Source organism: Novosphingobium fuchskuhlense, from assembly GCF_001519075.1.
Classification (GTDB): Bacteria; Pseudomonadota; Alphaproteobacteria; order Sphingomonadales; family Sphingomonadaceae; genus Novosphingobium; species Novosphingobium fuchskuhlense.
In genome coordinates this window covers 796,308-809,485 of record NZ_KQ954245.1, presented here as the reverse complement: position 1 = coordinate 809,485, position 13,178 = coordinate 796,308, and the positions used below count along the sequence as shown (strand labels likewise).

The window sequence follows — 13,178 nt, the reverse complement described above, 5'->3', positions numbered from 1 at the left end:
AGTCAGAGGCCGGTGTCGGGAAGGCTGGCCGCGTCGATTTCCAGGGCGTGGCCGGCATCTTCCGCATGGCGCGCGATGCGGACACGGTGCGGGGCGGGGAGCAGCTCCCAGCCGCTATCGCCCCAGACCATGAAGCGGCGGCGGGGGAGCGGGATCATGACGCGCGCGGCATGGCCGGGTTCGACATGGACCTTGGCAAACCCGATCAGCGTGGCTTCCGGCGCATCGCGGTAGACTTGTACGACGTCCGTGCCCGCACGGGCAGAGACATTGGTGACGGTGATCGCCGCGCCCTCTGCCGTGATGGCGGGATCGGACCATGCGAAGCGGGCATAGCCTTCACCGGCGCCAAGCGTATGGCGCGCAGCGCGGCCGGCCGCGATCAACCCGCGATAGCCGATGCGGGTGCCTTCGGCATAGGGCAGCGCGCCGTCGGCCTGCGGCTTGAGGCTGTAGCCCGGATAATCGGCTTCCTCGCGCGCGATGGTGACGGGCATGCGGCCACCCGGTTCGCGGTCTCCGGCGAGCACGGCGGCGAGCGCGGCGGCAAAGCCTTCGCCGGGGTACCACGTGGCGAGATGGGCGGCGGCGCGGTCTTCCCATGCGGCGTCGTAGGCGTGGCCGACATTGGTGACGACCGCCACGCGCGGGTTGGCGGCGGTGACGCGGGTGATAAGCTCCAGCTGTCCGGCGGCGAGCTGCGTACCGGTCCGGTCCTTGCTTTCGACCGAGCTGTCCGACGTTTCGCCGACGATGAGGACGACCGCATCGGCTGCGCGCGCGGCAGCTTCGGCGGCGGCCAGCAGTTCCTCGCCGCTGCCGGGCGCGCGGATGCCGTACCACAATCCGTGGACGCGCGCGCCGGCGAAGGTAAACTCCGCGACCACCTCGACCGTCTGCCCGGCGGCGAGGTCTACGGGCGCACTTTCGCTGTCGCCGGCCTTGAGCACGCCCATGGTGTCACCCGGGGGGCATTCGGTGGTGGTCAGGACCTCGCGGCCATCGACAAGGAGGCGCGAGACGCCGGTGGCACCGAGGTGAAAGCGGTGGGTGCCGGCCTTGGTCGCGGTGAAGCGGCCCGAGGCGCGGATCGAGCCGCCTTTCGCGAAGGGAGCCTGATCGTGCATCCCGGCAAACCAGACGAGTGAATTGGTATCGCGCGTTTCGCGGGTCAGCGGCTCCCCGCTGCAATCGGGGCTGGCGAAATAGTCGAGCGTCATGCCGCTTGTGCAGCCGTCGCCGATATCGTGGGCGGGGGTGACCTGCATGAGCGGCAAACGCGGCGCGGGATCGACGCCCGGCTCGAACAGGACCTTGCAATGGGCGCCAAAGCGCGCGCGGATGGCCTCGATCGGCGAGGCAAGGTCCGGACGGACCGAAATCTTGGCGAACGTTCCGCCCTGGAAGCAGGGGGCGGCGGCATTGGGGCCGATGACCGCAAGCGTCCCGATGCGCGCCGGATCGAGCGGGAGCAATGCGCTCTCGTTCCGGAGGAGAACCATGCCGGCGGCGGCAGCTTCCTCGAGCAGCGCGGTGATTTCGGCTTCGGCAAGCGGCCGGGATTTGGGCCCCGTCACGCGGCGTGCGGCGTTTGCGACGCGGGCGGCGGCATCGCGCACACGCGTCTCGGCAAGAGTGCCTTCGTCGACGGCCGCGGCGGCCTTGGCGCCGAGGAAGCGGGCAGGGCCTGGCATTTCAAGATCGAGCCCCGCTGCCAGCGTCGGCGCGGTGGAATGGGTGCCGAACCAGTCGGACATCAGGACGCCCTGATAGCCCCATTCACTCTTCACCACTTCGGTGAGCACGTGGTGCTGTTCGGCGCAGTAGTCGCCGTTCACGCGGTTGTAGGCCGCGAGCATGCCTGCGCAGCCGGCGGCGGCGGCGAATTCGAAGGGGAGGAGGTAGACCTCTCGCAAGGTGCGCTCGTCCACAATCACGTTCATCGTGTCGCGCGCGGTTTCGCTGTCGTTGCAGACGAGATGCTTGGCGCAGGAGCCGGTGCCGGTCGACTGGAGGCCGCCGATCCAGGCCGCGCCGAGGAGGCCCGCCAGCAGCGGATCCTCGGAAAAATACTCGAAGGCGCGGCCGGCCAAAGGGCTGCGGGCGAGATTGATGTTGGGGGCGAGCACCATGTCGATCCCGCGCCCGACGGCTTCCTGCCCGACCAGTGTGCCGATGCGCCGCGCCAGATCGACATCCCAGCTGGCCCCCAGCGCCGTGGCGCAGGGAGACAGGCGGGCGATATCGCGTTCATCGACCTTTCCGCTCGCGATGCCCATCGGCCCGTCGCTCATGGTGAATGAGGGGATGCCGGCTTCCGGCACCGTGGGCGTTGCCCACATCGCGGCTCCCGCCGTGAGCAGGGCGGCCTGATCGAGGGTAAGCGCGCTCATGTCAGGCCGCGAGCGCCAGGACCTTGGTGTCCTTCGTGGTGGGTACGAAGGGCAGGTAGGATACGCGCATCCGCACCGCGAATTCGATTCTGTGCTCGCCCGCCGGGAGGCCGCCCGGCTTCATCGCGATGATCTTGGCCTTTTCACCGAAGTTCCAGCGGTCGTCGTAGACCGTTTCCATCTGGTCGAGCGTGTAGGTCTTGCCCCGCACATGGAAGCGCACATCGGCGCGGGGGACGAGTTCGCCATCGACGGTGATCTGGATATCCTCGATCATCGAAAGGCCAAGGCCGCGGTAGTAGGGGAGGCGGCCGTAGAAGGCGAAGCCCTTGTCGCTGGACTCGAGGCTGCCCTCAACGATCATCTTGTTGTCCATCATGGCGCGTGATCCTTTCAGGCTGCAGCGCGAAGCTGGGGGGCGGGCTCGCCAAGCAGGGCGGCCAGCATGACCTGCTGGCGGCGGACCTGTTCGACGCTGTCGGGCTCCATCGCGTCCTCGACCCAGCGGTTGCCTTCATATTCGGAGCAGATGTAGCCGTCGTAGCCGCCCTGCTTCAGCACGCTGACGATCTCGGCATAAGGGATCGCGGGTTCGATGTAGGAACCGTTCGAATCCGGCGTCATCTCGTAGAACTTGCCGTGGATGTTGTGGATGCGCGGCATGTAATCGAGCATCCGCTTCGGCTCGAACGCGGCGTTGTGGCGCAGCGTTTCGGCCATGGCGATGGCAGGGCCGGTGCCGCCCATCTGCTGGACGTTGAGGATGACGTATTCCGACAGGACACGGTCCTCGTAAGCCTTGACGATGTAGTCGGCGATGGCCTGCGGCACGCCCACGCGCATGAACTTCTCTTTCCAGACCGGCGGGAAGGCATGGAGGAACATGCCCATGTCGGGCAGGAAGCCGAGCGCGCCGGAGCCCGACTTTTCGAAGGCTTCGGCGTGGCGGATGATCCACGGGTGATCGAAGTGCAGGGGCGCGTGAACCTCGATGAGGATCTTGATACCCTTCTCTTCCGCATACGGTGCTGCGGCGACGAGCACTTCGGGCGCGATCGAGACGAGTGCGCGGATGTACTTCACGCCGAGCCGGGCGCCGAAATCGATATCCTTGCGGACGCTGGCGACCTGCTCTTCGAAGGGCATCTCGCGCCCCTTGTAGCGCTTGTAATCGAGCATGAAGTCGTGGGCGACGGGCACGCAATCGTACTTGGCGATGAGCCGGTGCCACTGGGTTATTTCCGCCTCGTCGACGCTCTGTTCGGGCCAGCCCCAGAAGGTCTGCTCGCCGATGACTTCGATGCCGTTGGCGCCCATTTCGGCGCAGGTGCGGATGCAGTCCTCGAGGGTCATCTTGCCCTGGAAGGTCTCGTTCTGGAAGCTGTACAGGCTTACGCCGCGTCTGATCGCCATGAGGCTTTCTCCCCTGAGGCAGCTGCCAAGGCGCTGCTCTGATCGTGGAATGGAACCGAAGGGCTGCCTGCGATTCCCGGTGCAAATATTAGAACGTCAATTCTAGTAATTTCCGTCCGAAGTCAAGCGGCGGAAGCGCCGAACCGGTCGCGCCAGCGGCCATCCATCGGCCAGAACCAGACGATGCCCGCCTGCACGGCGAGGAGGCCGCCCGCGACGAGGAAATAGGCGCTGCGGATATCGCTGCGGGCGACCTCGCTTACCGCATCGGGCACATAGCCAGCGAAGGCGAGGACGAAGGCGCCGAGCGAACTGCCGGACCGCCATGCCGACCTTGGTCGACGTGCTGATGCCGGAGGACAACAGCCCTTCATGGCGCACACCGAACAGGGCCTGATGGTAGTCCGCCGTGGCCGCTGCCATCGAAAAGATGCCGGTGATCGTGACCGAGGTGACGATGGAAAAAGCGAGATAGGGCAGCAGCAGCGGCGGGACGGCGAGCGAGCCGATCTCCACGTCCGGCGCGTGATCCAGCCCCGCCATCGCCGTCAGGAGCACGAGCGCGAGCAGGATCGCGCCAATGCAGCCACGGCGGATGCCGGTGCGCGCAAGGATCGGAGGCGCGATGAAGGCGGCGATGAGCAGCCCGCCCGAGACCATCGGCAGCATGACCGGGATCAGCCACGGCTTCTGCAGCACATCCTTTGCGTAGAATATCGTCAGCCCCAGCATGGCGCCGAAGCGCACGAAGTAGAGCAGGCAGAAGCCGAAGCAGACCGCCCAAGCCCGGTTGCCGAGCATCTGGCCGATGGCGGGAAGGACGCGGAAAGCCTCCGGCGCCGCTGTGTCGGCGATCCTTTCCCGGCAATTGCGGAAGAGCATGGCCAGCGCCAAGAGCGAGAGTGCGCCGAACAGAAATGCGGTGCGCAGGAAACCGGCCGCCTCGTTGCCGCCGCCGAGCGCGCCGACCAGAGGCATCGTGGCGGCGGTGCCGAGGATCACGCCGACCGACGTGCCGATTGAGCGCCAGCCGCCGAGGCGCAGTCGGTCTGCGGGATCGTCCGTCATCATCGGCATCAGCGCGGTATAGGGGATCGAACCGGCGCTCATGATGATCCCCAGCGCTTTGAAGGTGAGGAAGGCATAGAGGAGCTGCGCCCCCTCGCTCCACTGCGGCACATGGAACGTGGCGATGAAGACCAGGACGTAAGGCACGGCGGTGAAAAGGAAATAGGGGCGGGTGCGGCCCCACCGGCTGCGCGTCTTGTCGACCGCGATGCCGACCAGCGGATCGATCACCGCATCGAGCAGGCGGGCGACGAGAAAGATCGTGCCGACTGCCGCTGCGGGCAAGCCGACCACGGTGGTGTAGTAGTAGAGCAGGAAAGCACCCGCCATGTTGTAGGCAAGGCTGTAGCCGAAATCGCCGAAGCCGTAGCTTGCGCGTTTGGCCAGCGAGAGCCTGCCGACCATTCCTGCAGAGCGATCAGCCACCGTGCGCCCTCCGGCTGACGGAAGGACGAAGCGGTGCGGTATTCCATGGGGCTAGCAGCCAACCGTCGCAGGCGGACAAATTCATGTCCGGTCTCCCTTTTCGATCGGCTGGCTGCCGGTTGTCGGGGACGGTCGCCAACCGCCCCCGTTTTCATCAGAGTGTCAGAACTTCACGCCGAGACGGACACCGTAGGTGCGCGGCGCGCCGAACTGCCAGTTGAAGATATCGTCCGGACCCGCCGACGTGAAGCTGCCGTAGGTGAGCGGACGGTTGTTCTCGAGGTTCTTAACGAAGCCGATGACCGAGTACATCTTGTTCGCCGACTGATACTCCAGGCTGAGGTCGCTCTGCGTGAACGCGGTCTGCGTACCGTCGCGGTAGTTGTAGAAGTCGGTGAAGTACGACGACTTGAACGTGGTGTCCGCACGCGCGGTCAGGCTGCCGAAGCTGCCCAGCTTGATCGTGTGGTCGATACCCGCCGTGATGATGAACTTGGGCGAGAATGCCGGACGGTTGCCAGCGAAGTTCGGCTGCTGGACCCCGGGGGTGTTGGGATCAAGATCGCCGATGCCGTTCAGCGCGCCAGACGTATCGAACACGTTGAACTGCGCGAGCAGCTCCTTGTACTGGGCATTGAGGTAGTTGATCGAGCTGTGGAAGTTGGTGGCGTCGTCCAGCTGGATGCTGCCCGAGGCCTCGATACCCCAGATCTTGGCCTTGCCCGCGTTGAAGGTCTGCCCGCCGACGGTGGTATCGAGCAGCACCGAAACCTGCAGGTCCTTGTAGTCATAGTAGAACGCGCCAAGGTTGAACTGGTGCTGGCGGTGATCGCCGAACGTCTGCTTCCAGCCGCCTTCGAACGCGGTGTTGGTTTCGGGCTTGTAGGTGCCGACGGAGTCGAAGCCGCCGCCCTTGAAGCCGGTCGAGGCCTTCACATAGACCAGCGTATTGGCATTGGGCTTGTAGTTGAGGCCCGCGAGCCAGGTCACCTTGCTGTCCTTGCTGCCCAGCGGCAGGGTCGAGACGAACTTGAGCTTCGAAAGGTCCTTGCGGCCCGGACCCTGGCCGATCAGGCCCGCGAAGTCGGGAATGCCGGGGCCGAAGGGGCTCGCGTTGATGTAGGTCGCGCTGCGCTTGTTGTCGGTATAGCGCAGACCGCCAACGGCAGTCAGGGTCTCGCCCAGCGGCACGTCGACCTGGCCGAACACCGACTTGCTGTCGCTGTTCACCTTGCGCACGAAGTAGCTGAGGAACGTGCCGGGCGTGGGGCCGTTGGGCCCGAACGGCGGCTGACCGAAGATGAAGCTCGGCAGCAGGAAGCCGTTCTCGCGGTTGAGCTTTTCCTTGAAGTAGAATCCGCCGACCTGATAGATCACGCCGCCGATCTTGCCGTTGACGCGCAGTTCATGGCTCTGCGTGTCGGCCTGATCCTCGAACGTGTAGGACTGGTAGATGATCGGCAGGGTCAGGCGGTTGTTCGCATCACCGGTGAACTTGCGGTAGCCGCCCGTGTAAGTCAGCGTTGCCGCATCGCTGATTTCATAGGCTACCCGGCCGCGAATGGCCCAGGTGTCCTGGCTGACATGGCCGATACCATAGAGCGGCGCCGCGTAGTTGTTGCGGTCGATCTTCGAAAGCAGGTCGGTGTTGCTGGGCACGCACAGGACCTGTGCATAGGCCGGGGCAACGCGGCTGTAGCCGTTGTTGCACACGCCGCCGCTGGGGCCATTGCCTGCCGCGTTGAGATCGCCCGCCGCGAAAATGCCGGGGCTGAAGCTGCGCTTGGCGTATTCGCCGGCGAGGTTGATCGACAGCGCCGAACTCGGATCGAGGCGCAGCGAGCCGCGCACGCCGTAGGCGTTGTTGTCGTCCGAGCGGCCCGCCGCATAGGCCGGGAACACGAAGAAACCGCCGCCGGCAGGGTGCTTGTTGTAGCCGTCGCGGTCTTCGTAGAAGCCGGAAACGCGCACGGCGGCCATGTCGCCCAGCGGCACATCAACACCGCCATCGGCCCGCACGGTGTTGTAGTTTCCGTAGCTGACCGTGGCGTCGCCGCCGAATTCGTGGCCGGGCTTGCGGGTGATGAAGTTGATCGCGCCGCCGGTCGAATTGCGGCCATACAGCGTGCCCTGCGGCCCGCGCAGCACTTCGACGCGCTCCATGTCGAACAGCGACATGCCCATCACGTTGGGACGATTGAGATATTCGCCATCGATGTTGATGACGACAGAGGTATCCTGCGCTTCGTCGTTCGACGTGGTGCCGACGCCGCGCACGGTGATCTTTACCGTGCCCTGATCCTGGTTGAGCTGGACGACCGGGGCGATCTTGTTGACGTCGTTGAGGTCGGAGAAGCCGGCCTTCTTGAGATCGTCGCCGCTGATCACGTTGATCGCGATGGGAACGTCGTTCAGCTTCTGCGTGCGGTTCTGCGCGGTGACGACGATCTCGGTCGTGCTCGCGTCGGCCGCTGCCTGTGCGGCCTGCTGGGCGTGGGCCGGCGCGGCCATGGCCATGACCGCGCTGCCGGCGAGCAGACTGATGCCTTGTATGGTGGTGCGCATGATCCCTCCCTTTGTGCACTCCGCTTGATCCGGAGCGTCTGGTTAGCAAGTGTGACCCCGACGCCGCTGAGGGCCCCGGTTACTCTGTTTGCCGGACCGGTGCTCCCGACCTGCGCTGCAGGTGATGAAGGTTCGGACCGCACTTTGAATGGCGATTTTCCTGCCTGATCGGGTCCATTAAGTGAAATAGTATGTTTTCATCCACATCCATCCACAAAGCTGATGGATTATCTAATCGGTGTATAGATCATGCCAATGCCGGCATCACCTTCCGCGACAGCAAGTCGAGCGTCTGGTTGCCCAGCCGCAGCCGTTCCTCGGTAAGCGGACCGGTCGTCGTGCCGCACAGCACGTTGCCGATCCCAAGCTCCTTGTAAGGCGTGAGGTGCTCGATCACCGTCTCGGGCGAGCCGTAGAGGCACCACGTGCCGATCCAGTCCTCGGTGAGCGCGTTGGGTGTGCGGTCGGTCTTGGTGTTCTCGGCGTTGCTTTCGGCGCGGGCGTTGAATTCTGCCTCGCGTTCGACGGCGGCCTGGTAGGCGCGCAGGATCACTTCGAGCTCTTCGCGCGCCTGGTCGTCGCTTTCCGCGACATGGACGCACTGGTAGGTGTGCGTGGTCCAGTCGAGCGCGCTCGCCACCACTTCGTCGGGGTGGCCGGCCGAAGTCAGCATGCCGTGGTAGATATCGAAGAACTTCTTCACATGGATGAAGGGTTCGGTGCCGCCGATCTTCGGCGGTGTGAAAGCAGGGATGAAGGCGGGCCAACCATGGGTCGCGGCGCGGCGGGCGCTGGTTTCCTTCATCGCCACCGGCATCAGCCGCGCATGGCCGGGGGTGTAGGCGGCAGGCGCGATCCGCTGGAGGACGCGGCCCTGATGCGGGCCGTTGTCGATCTCGACCGCAGGGTCCTCCATGGTCTTTGCCCAGAGCGCCTCGGCGAGTTCGAGGTTGCGCTCCGAGATCGCGCCCGCGTCCTTGTAGTTCACCCCGAAGCCGATCATTTCCTCCGGCGTCGTGCCGCTGCCGATACCGACGAGGAGCTTGCCGTCCGTCAGCTGGTCGAGGATGTTGATGCGCTCGGCAAAGCGGACGGGATGGTGGAGCGGGACGGAGACGACCGAGAAGCCGAAGTGCATCTGCGGCATCTTGGCGGCGAGGTAGGCGGCGAAGATGAAGCTGTCGCTGGCCACCGGCATATAGCCGTTGAAGTGATGATCGGGCATGAAGATGGCCGAGAAGCCGAGATCGCCGGCGCGCAGGGCGTGGCTCTCGAGATCCTTCATCAGCTGACGATCGTCTTCGGGGCGCATTGTGCGCGCGTTGAGGAACACCGAGAACCGCATGAGCTTGTCTTCTCCCCCTTCGTCTTCGCTTGGCCGGTCGCCGGTTTGGTATGTACGAGACGAATCAAATTAGAATTGACGTTCCTGTTTTAGTAGGGTCTAGCTAGGCGATGTCAACCGCCACGCACCATACCGAAGCGCTTGCGCTGCAGGCCCTAAGCCGCAAACCGCGCCAAGGCCGCAGCCTGGCCTCGTTCGAACGCATGCTCGAGGCGACCAAGGCGCTGATGATCGAGACGGGCGGGGACAGCTTCACGTTGCAAGACGTGAGCGAACGGGGGCAGGTCTCCATCGGATCGATCTATCTGCGTTTTGAAAGCAAGGACCGGTTGCTCCACGCGGTGATTGCGGAGGAGTTGCAGACGATCCTCGCGAAAGAGCGGGCGATGTTCGACGAGGTGCTGGCGGAGACCTCGAGCCTCGGCGAATTCCTGCCGCTCTACATCGCCCGTTACAGCACTTTTCTGGAAGAGCATGCGCCGCTGCTGCGCACAATCATGGCACGTGCCGAAGTCGATCCGGCGGTATCCGAACCGGGCAAGGAAACCGCGCGGCGCTCGTCCGAAATGTCGATCGCGGCGATCTTGCGCTTCCGCGACGAGATCAAGTCTGCCGATCCCGAGGCCAAGGCGCTCGCGGTGTTCCAGATCATCTTCGCCACGATCGCGCGCCAGTTCGGGCTTGGCTCGACGCCGGAATCGAGCGACCCCTACTTGTGGGGCTTCATTAAGGACGAGATCGCCAAGATGGCGCTCGCCTATCTGCGCCACGCGGATTGACCCAGCCGGCCCGCGTTTCGTCGCTTCGCCCTTTGCAATGACGGAAGATTGGGAGGTAGGGGGCTCCGGCTAGGTCAGAACGGCCCCGCCAACCGGTGCAGCGCAGCGCCCATGATCCCGCCGATTTCCTCGCCGGGACGACCTGCAAGCTGGGCGGCACCGATCGCGACGCTGGTTTCCACGACATCGCGACAGCGTTCGTAGCGGCGCTCTTCATAGGCCATGAGTGCGGCTTCGGCGGTGGCGGCGCGGGCCAGTTCCTCGCCCAGCACGAGCGCGCTCTCGACCGCGATTCCCGCGCCCGAAGCAAGGTGCGGGGTGGTGGCGTGGACAGCATCGCCGAGGAGCACGATCCGGCCATCGGACCACGGGCGCGGCTGGATCTTCGCGGCGAGCGGGCGGTAGTTGACCCAGTCCTCGGCGGTCATCGTATCGCGCACCCAGCCGGCATTGCCGCCGAAATCGGCAAGATGGGTCTTCATCTGTGTAGCAAGCGCCTCGCCCTCGAGGCGCTCTCCGGTGTCCTCGTGCGGGGTGAGCAGCCAGAGATAGATGCGGTCTTCGCCGCAGCGGGTGATGCCGACCATGTAGCGGTGGCCGAAGAACATCTCGCCGCGCTCCAGCGTCGGCGGCTTCTTCATCGAAACGCGCCAGCAGCCCTGGCCGGTGCGCTCCGCCTCGCCCATGTGCGGGAAGGCGAGTTCGCGCACGCGCGAGCGGACGCTATCTGCACCGATGACGAGATCATAGCGGCCGGAGGTGCCATCGGAGAACGTGACATCGACGCCGCCATTGCGGTTAGCGAGGCTATCAACCGTCACGCCGAGGCGCACGGACACGCCGGCAGCGGCGACGCGCTGCTGCATGAGGTGGTGAAGCACGGGGCGCATGATGCCGCCGGTGGCGGGCAGACCCTCTTCGATGGGGGGCTCATCGAGATCGCGCAGGTGCATCCCGTTGAAAAGGAACATGGAGGAGCCCGCTACAATGGCCCCTTCGCGGGCGATGTCCTCCACCATGCCGAGCCGCTGGTAGGCACGCAGCGTGGGGCCGGTGATGGTGATGCCCGCGCCATAGACGCGCCATTCGGGATCGAGATCGATAAGCGTGACCGCCACGCCGCGCGCGGCCAGATCAATCGCGGCTGCCATGCCGCCGATGCCGCCGCCCACGATCAGGGCACTGGTGATCGCGGTGATGGGCGCTTGTTCAGTCATGCGATTTCGCTTCCTTGCTTTCCATGGCCCAGGCGATGCCCTCGGCCAGCAATGCCGCGACGTGCGGCTCGTCATAGTTTTCCGGCCGGTGGCCGATAGCGGTGTAGAACATGCGGCCGGCACCGATGGCCTTGCGCCACGCGATGGGATGGTAACCCATCGCAAGGCTTTCACCGCGATAGCCGATCTGCTGGTAGTCCTTCTCGTCGATGGTCGCGATGGCGACCGCGCCGCCTGTCACCGGGTTGCGATCAAAGGAATACCATTCCTCCAGCAGCGGCCAGGTGCCTGCGCTGGAACCGGTCTGCTGGTCGGCGACGTGCACCGTGGCGGTCTGGAACTGCGGGCGGCCGGGATGGCCGATGAAGCGCGCGCCGAGCAGGGTGTCGGCATACCAGTCCCAGAACCATTTAGGATCGCCGCCCGAGCCATGAATGCCGGCATAGCCGCCGCCATGCTCCAGATAGGCGCGGAAGGCAGCGCGCTGCGGCAGGGTGAGGGCATCGCCGCTCACGTTGTTCCATACGACGACCTTGAAGCGCGCGAGGTCGGCGGCGTTCATTACGCCGCCGCGATCGGTGAACACGATCTGCCACCCGCGCGCCTTGGCGATGGCGGCGAGGCGCGCGCGGGCGGCATCGACGGAAGGCGTGTCGCGAAAGCCGTTGATCTTTTCGAACACGAGGACCTGCGGGCGGCCACCCGCCGGGGGCAGGGCGGGCCGGTCGTGGTCGTAGCGGGCACAGCGGGCCACGGTGAAGGCGTCGGTGATGGGGAGCGCAGCGAGCTTTGCTTCGAGCGCGGGGCGCAACACTGCGCCATCGGGCCGCACTTCGAGCAGCGAGGCGACGCTCAGGATATTGGCGAACCCGGGTGGCAGATCGCCGCCACCGAAATTGCGGGTGAAGCCGGAAACCAGATCGGGCGCGACGGACGCGAGTGCGGCGGGACCACCGGGGTGCATGAGCGCGTCCGAAAGCGGCGAGTCCACGCCAAGCGGTGCGGTCGCCAGCGGGCAATCGCGCACGGGTTCTCCGGCAAGCGCCGGAGTACCTGCAATAAGCAGCACCGCCGCAGCGAGAGCCCTGAACACGATCATTGCACAGCCAGCCAGTCGATATACTGGTCGATCCAGCGGTCGCTGGTGGTGCCCTTGGGCATCATGCCGAAGCCATGCTCGCCGCCGTAGTAGAGGTGGAATTCGAGCGCGTCGCTCTCCTTGAGCCAGCTGTCGACGAGCCGCAGGCCGCCCTGCTTGAACAGCGGATCATGCGCGGCGATGGCGAGGAACAGCGGCGGGCGGGGGCCGCCGGTAACGGTCTGGGTCATCGGCGGGTAGATCAGGCCGACATGGTGGAGGAGCGCGGCCTCCTTGCGCTGTTCGATGAGGCGGATCAGCGTGCGCGAACCGGCGGAGAAGCCGATGGCGCCGATCTGCTTCGGATCGAGCTTCCATTCCGCGGCGCGCGCCGTGACAACCGAGATGGCCGAGGCAAGATCATCGACCGCAGGCGGCAGGTCGGGCAGTTCGCCCTTGCCGAGCTGGCCGAACTTCGCGGCCATATCGGCCATGAAACCCTCGGCCGTCGGCGGGGTGGGGTTGACGCGGTACTTGAGGACGAAGGCGGTGTAGCCCTGCGCGGCAAGCCGGTCCGCCACACGGAAGCCCTCGCTGTCGATCGAGACGAACATGTAGCCGCCGCCGGGGATGACGATCACCGACTTGCCGTTGGCGCGGCCGCTCATGGGCCTGACGACGTAGAGCGTCGAGCGCTGGACATTGCGCGCCCAGACCTGACCGAACACGCGGGTCCACGTCTCGCCGCCGGCGGGGACAGCATTGAGCACGATCTCCTCCCCATGCACCGCCGGGACGGTTTCGGCGGTGAAGCCGCCGGCGGGCTGGGCCATGGCCGGCGCGGCGGCAAGGCCGAGCAGGGCGATCAGGACGGCAAAGGTCTTGCGCATGGGG

General features: G+C 65.6%; 10 protein-coding genes. 1 reads left to right on the top strand and 9 read right to left on the bottom strand.

Annotated features, from left to right (window positions below; translation table 11 throughout):
* Positions 1-2 precede the first annotated feature (2 nt).
* From AQZ52_RS13405 to AQZ52_RS13380, 6 genes are all read right to left on the bottom strand, one after another.
* The gene (locus AQZ52_RS13405) at positions 3-2,393 is read right to left on the bottom strand and encodes a beta-glucosidase (RefSeq protein ID WP_067911655.1); all 2,391 of its coding nucleotides are present in this window, start codon (positions 2,391-2,393) and stop codon (positions 3-5) included.
* A 1-nt stretch (position 2,394) separates the two neighbouring features.
* Positions 2,395-2,772 (bottom strand): C-glycoside deglycosidase beta subunit domain-containing protein, encoded by a 378-nt coding sequence (locus AQZ52_RS13400; protein WP_067911651.1) that lies wholly within the window; start codon positions 2,770-2,772, stop codon positions 2,395-2,397.
* A gap of 14 nt (positions 2,773-2,786) precedes the next feature.
* Positions 2,787-3,806 (bottom strand): sugar phosphate isomerase/epimerase family protein, encoded by a 1,020-nt coding sequence (locus AQZ52_RS13395; protein WP_067911648.1) that lies wholly within the window; start codon positions 3,804-3,806, stop codon positions 2,787-2,789.
* Positions 3,807-3,908: 102 nt separating this feature from the next.
* Positions 3,909-5,300 (bottom strand): MFS transporter, encoded by a 1,392-nt coding sequence (locus AQZ52_RS13390; protein ID WP_240481629.1) that lies wholly within the window; start codon positions 5,298-5,300, stop codon positions 3,909-3,911.
* Between the two features lie 162 nt (positions 5,301-5,462).
* The gene (locus AQZ52_RS13385) at positions 5,463-7,865 is read right to left on the bottom strand and encodes a TonB-dependent receptor (protein ID WP_067911645.1); all 2,403 of its coding nucleotides are present in this window, start codon (positions 7,863-7,865) and stop codon (positions 5,463-5,465) included.
* A gap of 247 nt (positions 7,866-8,112) precedes the next feature.
* The gene (locus AQZ52_RS13380; protein WP_067911641.1) at positions 8,113-9,210 is read right to left on the bottom strand and encodes an LLM class flavin-dependent oxidoreductase; all 1,098 of its coding nucleotides are present in this window, start codon (positions 9,208-9,210) and stop codon (positions 8,113-8,115) included.
* Between the two features lie 110 nt (positions 9,211-9,320).
* On the opposite strand from AQZ52_RS13380, the gene AQZ52_RS13375 reads away from it, so the two are divergent.
* On the top strand, positions 9,321-9,989 hold the full coding sequence (locus AQZ52_RS13375) for a TetR/AcrR family transcriptional regulator (protein WP_067911638.1): 669 nt from the start codon (positions 9,321-9,323) through the stop codon (positions 9,987-9,989).
* A 74-nt stretch (positions 9,990-10,063) separates the two neighbouring features.
* Here AQZ52_RS13375 and AQZ52_RS13370 read toward each other — a convergent pair whose 3' ends face one another.
* The 3 genes from AQZ52_RS13370 to AQZ52_RS13360 are packed head-to-tail and all read right to left on the bottom strand — an operon-like array spanning position 10,064 to position 13,174.
* Positions 10,064-11,206, bottom strand: a complete 1,143-nt coding sequence (locus tag AQZ52_RS13370; RefSeq protein WP_067911634.1) for an FAD-dependent monooxygenase — start codon at positions 11,204-11,206, stop codon at positions 10,064-10,066.
* The gene (locus AQZ52_RS13365; RefSeq protein ID WP_067911631.1) at positions 11,199-12,305 is read right to left on the bottom strand and encodes a ThuA domain-containing protein; all 1,107 of its coding nucleotides are present in this window, start codon (positions 12,303-12,305) and stop codon (positions 11,199-11,201) included. The genes AQZ52_RS13370 and AQZ52_RS13365 overlap by 8 nt, the downstream gene beginning before the upstream one ends.
* Positions 12,302-13,174 (bottom strand): alpha/beta hydrolase, encoded by an 873-nt coding sequence (locus AQZ52_RS13360; RefSeq protein ID WP_067911628.1) that lies wholly within the window; start codon positions 13,172-13,174, stop codon positions 12,302-12,304. The genes AQZ52_RS13365 and AQZ52_RS13360 overlap by 4 nt, the downstream gene beginning before the upstream one ends.
* Positions 13,175-13,178 lie beyond the last annotated feature (4 nt).